We start from the raw sequence: 12,181 nt of genomic DNA on the forward strand, positions 1-12,181 counted from the left end.
TGATTTAGCCGGCCGGGTCCGGCAATCTGCCGAATGAACGTTCGGTTGGTGGGGTTTCCGGTGAGGTGACGAGATGACGGCATACACGGCGGACGCGGCGGACGCGGATTTCCGGGACGAGGGCGAGCGGCTGAGCGCCGACGAACTGGCGGCGCTCCAGCTGAAGCGGCTGCGGGACACCCTGTACCGGGTGTACGAGCACGTGCCCTTCTACCGTCGGGCCTTCGAGAAGGCCGGGGTGCACCCCGACGACTGCCGCTCCCTGGCCGACCTGTCCCTCTTCCCCTTCACCACCAAGGCCGACCTGCGCGAGGAGTACCCCTTCGGGATGTTCGCGGTCCCCCGCTCCGAGGTGCGCCGCGTGCACGCCTCCAGCGGCACCACCGGCCGGCCCACGGTGGTGGGGTACACCGAGCGGGACCTGTCCACCTGGGCGGATGTCGTCGCCCGGTCGATCCGCGCGGCGGGCGGCCGCCCCGGACAGATGGTGCACGTCGCCTACGGGTACGGCCTGTTCACCGGCGGGCTCGGCGCGCACTACGGGGCGGAGCGGCTGGGCTGTACGGTCGTGCCGGCTTCCGGGGGCATGACCGACCGGCAGGTCGCCCTCATCCAGGACTTCCGGCCGGAGGTCATCATGGTGACCCCCTCCTACATGCTCACCCTGCTCGACGAGATGGAGCGCCAGGGCATCGACCCGCGCGCGACCTCCCTGCGGACGGGGATATTCGGCGCGGAGCCGTGGACCGAGGAGATGCGCCGGGAGATCGAGGAGCGGCTCGGGATGGACGCCGTGGACATCTACGGCCTGTCCGAGGTGATGGGACCGGGGGTGGCGCAGGAGTTCGCCTCCCACAAGGACGGCCTGCACATCTGGGAGGACCACTTCTACCCCGAGGTGATCGATCCGCTGACGGGCGCCGTCCTGCCGGACGGGGAGCCGGGCGAGCTGGTCTTCACCTCCCTCACCAAGGAGGCCATGCCCGTCGTCCGCTACCGAACCCGGGACCTGACCCGGCTGCTGCCGGGGACGGCCAGAGCCGCCTTCCGCCGTATGGAGAAGGTGACCGGCCGCACCGACGACATGATCATCCTGCGCGGGGTGAACCTCTACCCGACCCAGATCGAGGAGATCCTCCTGCGTACCCCGGGCCTCGCCCCGCACTTCCAGCTGCGCCTGACCCGGGAGGGCCGCATGGACGCACTGACCGTACGGGTGGAGGCTCGCCGCGAGGCCGACGCGGAACGCCGTCGCACGGCGGCCGCCGAGCTCGTCCGGGCGGTGAAGGAATCCGTCGGGGTGTCGGTGGCGGTGGAGGTGGTGGACCCGGAGACCCTGGAGCGCTCGCTCGGCAAGATCAAGCGCATCCGCGACCTCCGCACCCCACGCGAGTGAGCGTCACCCCCGCCCGCCCCGAGAGGTCCGGGCCGAGCGGGAACTCCCGAGCCATCCCTTCGGCCCCACTTCGGTGCGGCCTCCGGGACTCCACCGGCCCGTCCGGGTAGTCCATGGGGCGTGACCTCGCATCTCCGGCGGCTCCACGACCGGCTCCTGGGCTCTCCCCTCGGGCTGGCCTGGAGTCGCGGCCGGGAGATCGAGCTCATGCACCGGGCGATGGGCTTCGCCGCCCTCGGGTTCCTCACCCTGGTGCCGCTCCTGGTGGTGGTGGCGGCGGCCGCTCCCGGCAGTGGTTCCGGCTTCGGCCGCTGGCTGGGTCAGGCCCTCGGGGTGTCGGAAGCCTCCCGTGCCCGTGTGGAGCTGCTGTTCGGAGCGGCGGACCTGGCACTGGAACGGACCACCGCCTTCGGGTTGGCCGCCCTCGCCGTGTTCGGCCTGACCTTCGGCTCGGCCGTGCAGACCGGGTACGAGAAGGTGTGGGACCTGCCGACCGCCCGCTGGCACACCATGTGGCGGCACGTGGTGTGGCTGGCCCTGCTGGTCTGCTACCTGGCGCTGCTCGTCGGCATCCCCGCCCCGTCCGACGACTGGGTCGGCACGGCTCTGGGCACCTCCGGCGACGTGCTCGGCACCTGCCTGTTCTTCTGGAGCTCGGGCCGGATCCTGTTGGGCGGCCGGGTCCGGTGGCGGGCCATGCTGCCGGGGGCGGTGGCGACCAGCGTCGGCCTGCTCGGGCTGCGGACCTTCTCGCAGGTGGTGTTCTCCCCGCTGATCGCCTCGAACGCCGTCACGTACGGCCCGTTCGGCACGCTGCTGGTCGTGCAGTCCTGGCTGGTCGGCGTCGGGTTCGTGGTCTACGGCGGGGCCTTGGTGGGCCGCCTGGTCCACGAACACCTCGTCCAACGCCGGCTGCGACAGGACGGACTCCTGCCGGCTTGACCCCTTCCCCCCTGCCCGCCGCAGCCCCTGCCCCCTCGACCCCGGGTCGCCCCGTTCAGCCCGCCGTGAAGCGGGCGCGCAGCTCGCGCTTGAGGATCTTGCCGCTGGCGTTGCGCGGCAGGGTGTCCACGAAGAGGACCCGCTTCGGGGCCTTGAAGTGGGCCAGCCGCTCGCGCGCGTACGCCAGCAGCTCCGCCTCGGTGACCTCCCCGCGCGGCACCACCACCGCCGTGACGGCCTCGATCCACCGCTCGTCCGGCAGTCCGACCACCGCCGCCTCCGCCACCCCCGGGTGCGCGTACAGCGCGTCCTCGACCTGCCGGGAGGCGACGAGGACCCCGCCCGAGTTGATGACGTCCTTGACCCGGTCGACCACGGTGAAGTACCCGTCGGTGTCGCGCACCGCGAGGTCCCCGGAGCGGAACCACCCGTCGCGGAAGGCCTTCTCGGTGGCCTCGGCGTCGTTCCAGTAGCCCAGGCACAGTTGCGGGGAGCGGTAGACGACCTCGCCGGGCGTGCCGTCCGCCACGTCGGCGCCGTCCTCGTCGACGATCCTCGCCTCCACGTGGCGTACGGGCCGGCCGCACGAGTCCATCCGGCCCTCGTGTTCGTCGGGCCCCAACACCGTGGCCAGGGGGCCGATCTCGCTCTGCCCGAAGCAGTTGTAGAAGCCCAGATCGGGCAGCCGGGCCCGGAGGCGTTCCAGGACGGGGACGGGCATGATCGAGGCGCCGTAGTACGCCTTGCGCAGGGACCGCAGGTCCCGGTCGGGGAACTGCGCGTGGTTGGCGAGCGCGATCCAGACCGTCGGCGGGGCGAAGAGGCTGTCCGCGTCGCCCGACTCGACCAGGTCGAAGATCACCTCGGCGGCCGGCCCGTCGAGGATGGTGTTGCGGGCGCCGACGGCCAGGTAGGGCAGCAGGAAGACGTGCGTCTGCGCCGAGTGGTAGAGCGGCAGCGAGTGCAGGGGCCGGTCGTCCTCCGCCAGGTCGAGCGCGTCGATCGCGCTCTCGTACTCGTGCGCGAGCGCCCGGTGCGTCATCATCGCGCCCTTGGGCAGGGCCGTGGTCCCGGACGTGTAGAGCAGTTGCACCAGCGCGTCGGGGTCGTCCCCCGCCGCCTCGAAGGGCAGGGGCTCGGCCAGGCGCGCGAGGAACGAGTCGGGCGCGTCGCGCAGCGGGCGTGCGGGCCACCCGTCGGGCACCCGCCCCGCCAGGTCCGGATCGGCCAGCACGAGGGCGCTCGCGCAGTCGCCGAGGATGTGCGCGAGGTCCTCGCCGGTCAGGTTCTGATTGACCGGCACGTGGGTGAGGCCGGCGCGGGCGCAGGCCAGGAAGGCGATGAGATAGGCGTCGGAGTTGTGGGCGAAGGTCGCGACCCGCTCGCCGGGCGCGAGCCCGTATCCGTCGCGCAGGACGGCGGCTCCGGTGGACACGGCCGCGTCGAGTTCCGCGTACGTCCAGCTCCGTTCGCGGTAGCGGACGGCGACGCGCTCGGGCACCCGCCGCGCGCTGTCCCGTACGAGTCCGTCGACCGTGTTGTCCCGCACTGGCGTCATGCCCGCGATCCTCGCCCGGCCCCTCCGGCGGGGTCAACATCGCCGCGCCGTCCGGCGATGCGGCCGACGCCGGGTCAGGGGCTGACGGCGAGGAAGAGGTAGGCGGCCAGGAGGACGAGGTGGACGCCGCCCTGGAGGAGGGTGGCGCGGCCGGGGACGATGGTGAGGGCGCTGACCACGACGGTCAGGGCGAGCAGCACCATGTGGATGGCGCCGAGGCCGAGGAGCAGGGGGCCGGTGAGCCAGATCGAGGCGAGGGCGATGGCCGGGATGGTGAGGCCGATGCTGGCGATGGCCGATCCGTAGGCGAGGTTGAGGCTGGTCTGTACGCGGTCCCGGCGGGCGGCGCGGACGGCGGCCAGGGTTTCGGGGAGCAGGACGAGCAGGGCGATGATCACGCCGACGACGGCGTGGGGCAGGCCCGCGTTCGCGACGCCCGACTCGATGGTCGGGGAAACGGCTTTGGCGTTGCCGACGACGGCGACGAGGGCGACGAGCAGCAGGCCGAGGCTGATCAGGGCGGCGCGGGAGGTGGGGGGTTCGGCGTGGCCCTCGTCCTCGCCGGCGGCCCGCGCGTCACGGGCGGGCGTGGTGCCCGTGGCCTGCGTGGTGTCGACGGGCAGGAAGTAGTCCCGGTGACGGACCGTCTGGACGGTGATGAACAGCCCGTAGAGGGCGAGTGAGGCCACGGCGGCGAAGGTCAGCTGGGCGCTGGAGAACTCGGGGCCGGGCTTGCTGGTGGTGAAGGTGGGCAGGACGAGGCTCAGTACGGCGAGCGTGGCGACGGTGGCCAGCGCCGCGCCGGATCCTTCGGCGTGGAAGACGGCGACGCGGTTGCGCAGGGCGCCGACGAGCAGGGACAGGCCTACGATGCCGTTGCAGGTGATCATGACGGCGGCGAAGACGGTGTCCCGGGCGAGGGAGGAGGTCTTGTCGCCGCCGTCGGCCATCAGGGTGACGATCAGGGCCACTTCGATGACGGTGACGGCGACGGCCAGGACGAGCGAGCCGAAGGGTTCGCCGACCCGGTGGGCGACGACCTCGGCGTGGTGGACGGCCGCGAGGACCGCGCCCGCCAGGCACAGCGAGACCAGGACCACCGCGAGTCCGGGCAGTTCGCGTCCCCAGCTGAAGACGAGCGCGAGGAGCGCCACCACGGGGACCAGGACGGTCCAGTCGGTCAGGGGGGATCTGCGCGTTGCCGTACTCATACCGGCCAACTTGCCAGAACCGCTCCCCCGGTGCGGCGCCTGGACGGCTTTCGGGGCCCTGACGTGGTACTTCTCACCAAATATCCGGGCGTGGCGGACATCGTCCGCCCGACCTGCCGCCGCCCGGCCTTCCGGGTGAGCCGCCCGATGGTTCATGATCCGGAGCATGGAGAGCCTGACGCGAAGAGCGGAACTGTTCCCGGGCGCCGGCAGCGAGCAGCGGTTCACCGGTCCCGCGACCGGGGACGAGCGGCCCCTGCTCGCCGCCGTCCTCGCGGCCCAGCGCAGGACCCTGGAGCTGAAGTGCGCCGGTCTGGGGTCGGAGTTGTCGCGGCGGTCCGTGGAGCCGTCGACGCTCTCCCTGCTGGGCCTGGTACGGCACCTGGCCGATGTGGAACGCCGTTGGTTCCGGTCGGTAATGGCCGGTCAGGACGCGCCGCCGCGCTTCTCCTCGGCGGCCGCGCCCGACGGCGACTTCGAGGGTGCCGGGGACGGCCCGGAGGCCGTGGCGGAGGCGTGGGAGGCGTGGCGCGACGAGGTGGCGTTCGCCGAGCGCTTCGCCGCCGAGGCCCCCGACCTGGACGTCGAGGGCGACGACGGGTGGCGGGGGACGGTGTCGCTGCGCTGGGTGCTCATCCACATGGTCGAGGAGTACGCGCGGCACAACGGCCACGCCGACCTGCTGCGGGAGCGGATCGACGGAGCCGTCGGCGTGTAGGCCGCACCGTGCCCCGGGCCCTCGCCAGGGGCCGGCGCCGCCACGTCACATGGCGCGTTCGCGGCCTTCCCAGTAGGGGTCGCGCAGGCGGCGCTTGTAGAGCTTGCCGTTCGGGTCGCGGGGCATGGTGGCGATGAAGTCGACCGACTTGGGGCGTTTGTAGCCGGCGAGTTGTCGTTCGCAGTGGTGGAGGATCTCGGCGGCCAGGGCGTCGCCCGCTTCGAAGCCCTCGGCGGGTTCGATGACGGCCTTGACCTCCTCGCCCCAGGAGTCGTGCGGGATCCCGAAGGCGGCGGCGTCCGCGACGGCCGGGTGGGTGAGCAGGGCCGATTCGATCTCGGCGGGGTAGATGTTGACGCCGCCCGAGATGATCATGTCGATCTTGCGGTCGCGCAGGAAGAGGTAGCCCTCCTCGTCGAGCAGGCCGAGGTCGCCGACGGTGAAGAAGTCACCGATGCGGTTCTTGCGCGTCTTGCCCTCGTCCTTGTGGTAGCTGAAGCCGCCGGTGTTCATCTTGATGTAGACGGTGCCCACTTCGCCGGGGGCCAGCCGCCTGCCGTCGTCGTCGAAGACGGCGAGTTCGCTGATCGGCCAGGCCTTGCCGACGGTGCCCGGCCGCTTGAGCCATTCCTCGGCGGTGGCGAAGGCGCCGCCGCCCTCGCTGGCCGCGTAGTACTCCTCGACACAGCGGCCCCACCAGTCGATCATGGCCCGTTTGACGTGGTCCGGGCAGGGGGCGGCGCCGTGGATGGCGTGCCGCATGGAGGAGACGTCGTAGGCGTCCTTCGTGTGCTGCGGGAGGGCGAGCAGGCGGTGGAACTGGGTGGGGACCATGTGGGTGTGCGTGCAGGAGTGGCGGTCGATCAGGCGCAGCATCTCCTCGGGGGTCCACTTGTCCATGAGGACCAGCGGGTGGCCGATGTGCAGCGACGCGCCCGCGAACTGGAGTACGGCCGTGTGGTAGAGCGGCGAGCAGACGAGGTGGACGTTGTCGTCGAAGGGCCGGATGCCGAAGATGGCGAGGAACCCGCCGAGGTACGTCTCCTCCGGGAGGCGGCCGGTCAGGGGGCGGCGGATGCCGCGCGGGCGGCCGGTGGTGCCGGAGGTGTAGTTCATCACCCAGCCGAGGGTGCGCCCGTCGGGGGGCGTGGTGGGCTGCCCGTCGAGGAGGGCCGCGTACGGGGCGAAGCCCGGGACGGCTCCGACGGCGTAGCGGCGCTCCCCCGGGAGGCCCGCCTCGTCGGCGGCGGCGGTGGCGGCCTCGGCGAAGCGTTCGTGGGCGATGAGGACCTTGGCGCCGGAGTCGGAGACGATCCAGGCGATCTCGGGGCCGACGAGGTGGTGGTTGACGGGGACGAGGTAGAAGCCGGCCTGGGAGGCGGCGAGGTAGGCGGTGAAGAACTCGACGCCGTTGGGCAGGACGACGGCGAAGGCGTCGCCGCGTTCCAGTCCGGCGGCGCGCAGGCCGTGGACGAGGCGGTTGACGTCGGCGTGCAGGCGACCGGCGGACCATGTCTCGCCGTCGGGGGCGACGAGGACGGTGCGGTCGGGGTCGGCGGCCGCCTGGGCCCAGAACCCGTTGGGGCGGGTGTTCTGCTGCTCGCTCATGTCGGTCGCGGTCCTCCCTCGGGTCCGCCGGCCGGTGCTCGGCCGGCGATGCGGTTGATGCGGTCGACGGCGCGCTCGAAGCCGGCGGTGAGTTCGTCGAAGACGGCCCGGACGGGGCGTTCGGCGTTCATCCGGCCGACGATCTGGCCGACGGGGGTGCCGAGCAGCGGCTGGACCTCGTACTTCTGGATCCGCGAGACGGCCTCGGCGACGAGCAGGCCCTGCAGTGGCATCGGGAGCGCGCCGGGGCCGGCGGGGTCGTCCCAGGCGTCGGTCCACTCGGTGCGCAGTTGGCGGGCGGGTTTGCCGGTGAGGGCGCGGGAGCGGACGGTGTCACCGGAGCCGGCGGCGAGGAGTTTGGCGGTGAGGGCGCGGGAGTGGAGGTCGGCCTCGGTGGTGGTGAGCCAGAGGGAGCCGAGCCAGACGCCCTGGGCGCCGAGGGCGAGGCCGGCGGCGATCTGTTCGCCGCTGCCGATGCCGCCGGCGGCGAGGACGGGCAGGGGGGCGACGGCTTCGGCGATCTCCGGGACGAGGACCATGGTGGCGATGTCGCCGGTGTGGCCGCCGGCCTCGTAGCCCTGGGCGACGACGATGTCGATGCCGGCTTCGGCGTGCCGGCGGGCGTGTTTGGCGCTGCCGGCGAGGGCGGCGACGAGGACGCCGTGGGCGTGGGCGCGGGCGATGACGTCGGCGGGCGGGGAACCGAGGGCGTTCGCCAGGAGTTTGATGGGGTAGTCGAAGGCGACGTCGAGCTGGTTGCGGGCGACCTGTTCCATCCAGCCGGTGATGCGCCAGCCGGAGGCCTCGCCCTCGGGCAGTTCGGGTACGTGGTGCTTGGCGAGGGTGTCGCGGACGAAGGCGCGGTGCCCGGCCGGGATCATCGCCTCGATCTCGGCCTCGCCGATGCCGTCGACGGCCTTCTTGGCGGGCATGACGACGTCGAGCCCGTAGGGCTTGCCGTCGGTGTGCGCCTGCATCCAGTCGAGGTCGCGTTTGAGGTCGTCGGGAGCGGTGTAGCGGACCGCTCCGAGGACGCCGAACCCTCCCGCGCGGGTGATGGCCGCGGCGACCGCCGGGAAGGGCGTGAAGCCGAAGATGGCGTGCTCGACTCCCAGTTTCTTGCTCAGCTCCGTCTCCATGGGCGTGAGGATGCCGCAGCGCGGCGGGTGAGGGAAGGGGTTTTCTGATGCTGCGTCAGATTCTTTGACGGCCGGGCGGTGCGGAGGGTCCGCGGTGGGCGGGCAGATACCCAGTAGCGTGCGCGGACGGGGACAGGAGGGCCGGGACATGGGTGGTTACGGGGCCGGGACGGACGGTACGGGAGCAAGGGGTGGGATCGGCCGCAGGCGGCTCGGGGCGCGGCTGTTGACGCTCGGCGGGGTCCTCGTCCTGCACGCCGCGCTGCCCGGCCGGTCGGCGGGGGCGGCGGGCGGCGCGGGCGGCGGCCGGCGGGGCGGGGCGGCGGCGGGGGCGGCGTACGGGCGGGACGGGTGGGACAGGCGGGGCGGGTGGCGCGGGGGGCGCGGGCGGGGGCCTCGGGCGCGGTGGGGGCGCCGACTTCGGCGGGAACCCGGTCGAGCGGCGGGCCCTACAGGGGCTGCACTTGCGGTACGGCTCCGCGCGCCAGGCCGGACTGGTGGAACGGCACCTGGAGGCGGTGGCCGAGGAGGCCCGGCGCTTCCTCGGCCCCTCCCCCACCCACCCCTACTACGCCGGCGCGGTGGTCCTCGCGGGGCGCGGCCGTACGGTCGCCCTGCACCGGGCCATGGGCGACGCGGTGCGCTACGCGGACTACGACGGCCGCACCGACCGGCCGAGGGAGCTCCCGGCCGCCGAGCGGATCGCGGTGGCGGAGGACACGGTGTTCGACCTGGCCTCCCTGAGCAAGCTGTTCACCTCGATCCTGGCCGTGCAGCAGATGGAGCGGGGGCGGCTGGAGCTGGAGGCTCCGGTCGCCCGGTACCTGCCGAAGTTCACGGGCGGCGGCAAGGAACGGGTGACCGTCCGCCAGCTGCTCACGCACACCTCGGGGTTGCGCTCGTGGGCGCCCTTCTACAAGGAGTCCACCCGCGAGGGGCGACTGCGGCTGCTGTGGGCGGTGCGACCGCAGGACACGCCCGGGACGGTGTACCGGTACTCCGACCTGAACCTCATCGCGTTGCACCTGCTCCTGGAACGGATCACCGGCCGTACCTTGGACGCCCTGCTGCACGACGAGATCACCGCTCCGCTCGGGATGCACCGCACGCGCTACAACCCCCCGCTTTCCTGGCGCCGCGTCACCGCCGCCACCGAGGTGCAGCGTCCGCCGTGGTCGGGCCTGGACCGGGGGCTCGTCTGGGGCGAGGTCCACGACGAGAACGCGTACGCTCTCGGCGGGATCGCGGGACACGCCGGCGTCTTCGGCACCGCCTGGGACCTCGCCATCCTCTCCCGCGCGCTCCTCGACGGCGGGGTCTACGCGGGGCGGCGCATCCTCGGCCCCGCCTCCGTCGAACTGCTCTTCACCGACTACAACACCGCCTTCCCCGGCGATGACCACGGCCTGGGCTTCGAGCTCTACCAGCACTGGTACATGGGCGCGATGGCCACCCCGCACTCCGCCGGCCACACCGGTTTCACCGGCACCTCGCTGGTCCTGGACCCCTCCACCGACTCCTTCCTCATCCTGCTCGGCAACTCCGTCCACCCCGTACGCACCTGGCGGGCCGGCAGCGCGCCCCGCGTCGCGACCGGCAACCGCTTCGCCCGCGCCGTCCCCGTGCGCACGAGGCACGGCGGCCCGGCCTGGTACTCGGGCATGGACACCGGCGGCGCGGGCGTCCTCACCCTCCCGCCGCTCACCCCCACCACCGCGCGGGCCCGGCTGCGCTGCGCCGTGTGGTGGGACACCGTGCCCGGTGCGGGCGCCTTCCACCTGGAGGCCTCGCCGGACGGGGTGGACTGGCATCCCGTGCCGTTCACCACCGTCCGCACCACGGGCGGCGCCCCGGAGCGGTGGCCGGACGGCAGCGCCGGCGGCTGGTCGGGCCGCGTCTGGCACCGCCTCGAAGCCCCCCTGCCCACCTGGGCGGGCCGCCAGGTCATCCTGCGCTTCCGCCACGCCTCGACCGGCCGCTACGTCGGACGCGGGATCTACGTGGACGTCGTACGGGTGGCCGAACCGTCGGCCCTGCTCTTCGCCGAGGACCGCCCGACCGACGCCGCCCGCATCCAGGCCACCGGCTGGACCCGCTCGTCCGACTGAGCCCGCGCGAGGAGGAGGCGGGCGAACCCCCGGAACCCGCCTCAGCGGAAGGTGTGGACCAGCTCGATCTCGCCGACGATGTGCTCGTTGAACACGTCGAGCTCCTCGGCCGGCACCCACAGCTCCAGGATCGTCCGCCCGCCGGCCTGCTGGACGGGATAGCGGCTCAGGAACTCCGAGTCGACCTCGAAGCGGGTGACGAAGCCGACGCCACTGTGCCGGACGTTCCAGTCCCGGGCGATACGGATGGCGTAGTCCTCGTTGAGGACGGGGTAGAAGATCGGCTGCTCGGGCAGCCGGGGCGGCCACGCACGCCAGTTCGACCCACGGACCAGCTCCAGTTCCTCGGGGCCCGTCGGGCGGCAGAGGGTCGTCGTGTCCTGTCGGCCGGTCATGGCATGCGCTCACTCGTCGTCGGGGCCGCCGTAACGGCTGGTCAGAGGCCCGACCCTAGCCGCGGCCGCGACCTCGCGGCCACGCATTTCCACGCCGGCCCTCAGGCGGCGCCGGGTGCCGCGTGGCGGACCAGGCAGAACGGGTGGCCCGCCGGGTCGGCGTAGACGTCCCAGCCGCGCTCCGGCGGGCCCTCCTCCAACGGGGTCGCGCCCAGGGCGAGCACCTGTTCCCGGGCCCGTCCGAGGTCGGGGACGCCGAGGTCCAGGTGGAACTGCTGGGGGTGGGCCGGGTCCGGCCACCGGGGCGGGCGGTGGTCCGCGACCCGCTGGAAGGCGAGGACCGTCCCGGCCGGGGTGTGCAGGGTGGTCCAGTCCGCGTCCAGTGACCAGCGCGGGTCGGGTCGGTTGACCTCGCCGCCCAGCAGGGCCGCGTAGAACTCGGCGAGCGCGAGCGGGTGGGGGCAGTCGAGGACGACGCACTGGAGTTCGGCGATCACGGTGCGATCCTACGTCCGCGCCGCGCCACGCGGCATCGCGAAAGGCTGTTCACGCGACCACACCGGAATGCCGAGCGTGCCCACCGGCGTTGACGCTCGTTGTCGGGAACGTTGACTCTTCAAAGACGAAGGCAGGCCACCACCATGACCACCGACATCGACTGGGACCGCCCCAAGGACCCGAGCTCCGGCTGGCAGCTCGACCACACCCGGCAGTACGTCGCCTCGAACGGCGCCGAGGGCCACGCCTGGAACGGCACCCACACCCTGCTCCTGACCACCGTCGGACGCGTCTCGGGACAGGCCGTGCGCACGCCGCTGATCTACGGTCAGGCCGACGGGAACTTCCTGGTCGTCGCCTCCAAGGGCGGCGCCGCCGAGCACCCGCTGTGGTACCGGAACCTGACGGCCCACCCGGACGTGCGCATCCAGGTCGGCCCCCGCGTCATGCGGGCCACCGCGCGCACCGCGACGCCCGACGAACGCTGCGCCTACTGGCCCCTGATGGTCAAGGAGTGGCCGGCGTACGACGAGTACCAGACGAAGACGGACCGGGAGATCCCGATCGTCGTCATCGAGCCCGTCTGAGGTTCAGCGAGCCCGTCTGAG

General features: G+C 72.9%; 11 protein-coding genes. 5 read left to right on the plus strand and 6 right to left on the minus strand.

The features are described 5' to 3' along the window. Positions 1-73: 73 nt before the first annotated feature. Both paaK and M4D82_RS04075 read left to right on the plus strand, forming a co-directional pair. Positions 74-1,396 carry a phenylacetate--CoA ligase PaaK gene (gene paaK / locus M4D82_RS04070; protein ID WP_249764708.1) on the plus strand — a complete coding sequence of 441 codons (1,323 nt, stop codon included), beginning with the start codon at positions 74-76 and terminating at the stop codon, positions 1,394-1,396. Positions 1,397-1,516: 120 nt separating this feature from the next. Continuing rightward, the gene (locus tag M4D82_RS04075; RefSeq protein ID WP_249764709.1) at positions 1,517-2,338 is read left to right on the plus strand and encodes a YhjD/YihY/BrkB family envelope integrity protein; all 822 of its coding nucleotides are present in this window, start codon (positions 1,517-1,519) and stop codon (positions 2,336-2,338) included. A 55-nt stretch (positions 2,339-2,393) separates the two neighbouring features. On the opposite strand, the gene M4D82_RS04080 is transcribed toward M4D82_RS04075, so the two are convergent. Together M4D82_RS04080 and M4D82_RS04085 are read right to left on the minus strand one after the other, a co-directional pair. Continuing rightward, on the minus strand, positions 2,394-3,896 hold the full coding sequence (locus tag M4D82_RS04080) for a fatty acyl-CoA synthetase (RefSeq protein WP_249764710.1): 1,503 nt from the start codon (positions 3,894-3,896) through the stop codon (positions 2,394-2,396). Positions 3,897-3,970: 74 nt separating this feature from the next. Next, positions 3,971-5,107: a calcium:cation antiporter gene (locus M4D82_RS04085; RefSeq protein ID WP_249764711.1), complete on the minus strand. Its 1,137-nt coding sequence runs from the start codon at positions 5,105-5,107 to the stop codon at positions 3,971-3,973. Between the two features lie 166 nt (positions 5,108-5,273). Between M4D82_RS04085 and M4D82_RS04090 the strand changes: the two genes are divergently transcribed. Then, positions 5,274-5,825, plus strand: coding sequence for a DinB family protein (locus tag M4D82_RS04090; RefSeq protein WP_249764712.1), 552 nt, complete (start codon positions 5,274-5,276; stop codon positions 5,823-5,825). Between the two features lie 45 nt (positions 5,826-5,870). Here M4D82_RS04090 and M4D82_RS04095 read toward each other — a convergent pair whose 3' ends face one another. After that, complete coding sequence (locus tag M4D82_RS04095) at positions 5,871-7,433, minus strand: acyl-CoA synthetase (RefSeq protein WP_249764713.1); 1,563 nt, start codon at positions 7,431-7,433, stop codon at positions 5,871-5,873. Continuing rightward, the gene (locus tag M4D82_RS04100) at positions 7,430-8,572 is read right to left on the minus strand and encodes an NAD(P)H-dependent flavin oxidoreductase (protein WP_249764714.1); all 1,143 of its coding nucleotides are present in this window, start codon (positions 8,570-8,572) and stop codon (positions 7,430-7,432) included. The genes M4D82_RS04095 and M4D82_RS04100 overlap by 4 nt, the downstream gene beginning before the upstream one ends. 464 nt (positions 8,573-9,036) lie before the next feature. Between M4D82_RS04100 and M4D82_RS04105 the strand changes: the two genes are divergently transcribed. Beyond that, positions 9,037-10,680: a serine hydrolase domain-containing protein gene (locus M4D82_RS04105; RefSeq protein ID WP_249764715.1), complete on the plus strand. Its 1,644-nt coding sequence runs from the start codon at positions 9,037-9,039 to the stop codon at positions 10,678-10,680. Between the two features lie 41 nt (positions 10,681-10,721). On the opposite strand, the gene M4D82_RS04110 is transcribed toward M4D82_RS04105, so the two are convergent. Further along, positions 10,722-11,075, minus strand: a complete 354-nt coding sequence (locus M4D82_RS04110) for a hypothetical protein (RefSeq protein ID WP_249764716.1) — start codon at positions 11,073-11,075, stop codon at positions 10,722-10,724. Positions 11,076-11,176: 101 nt separating this feature from the next. Beyond that, a complete protein-coding gene (locus M4D82_RS04115) occupies positions 11,177-11,572 on the minus strand; it encodes a VOC family protein (RefSeq protein ID WP_249764717.1) in 396 nt (131 codons plus the stop codon). A gap of 144 nt (positions 11,573-11,716) precedes the next feature. Here M4D82_RS04115 and M4D82_RS04120 point away from each other — a divergent pair, with 144 nt between their 5' ends. Beyond that, entirely contained in the window at positions 11,717-12,160 is a 444-nt protein-coding gene (locus tag M4D82_RS04120) for a nitroreductase family deazaflavin-dependent oxidoreductase (RefSeq protein ID WP_249764718.1), read from the plus strand. Positions 12,161-12,181 lie beyond the last annotated feature (21 nt).

This window comes from Streptomyces sp. RerS4 (assembly GCF_023515955.1).
In the GTDB taxonomy this organism is placed as follows: Bacteria; Actinomycetota; Actinomycetes; order Streptomycetales; family Streptomycetaceae; genus Streptomyces.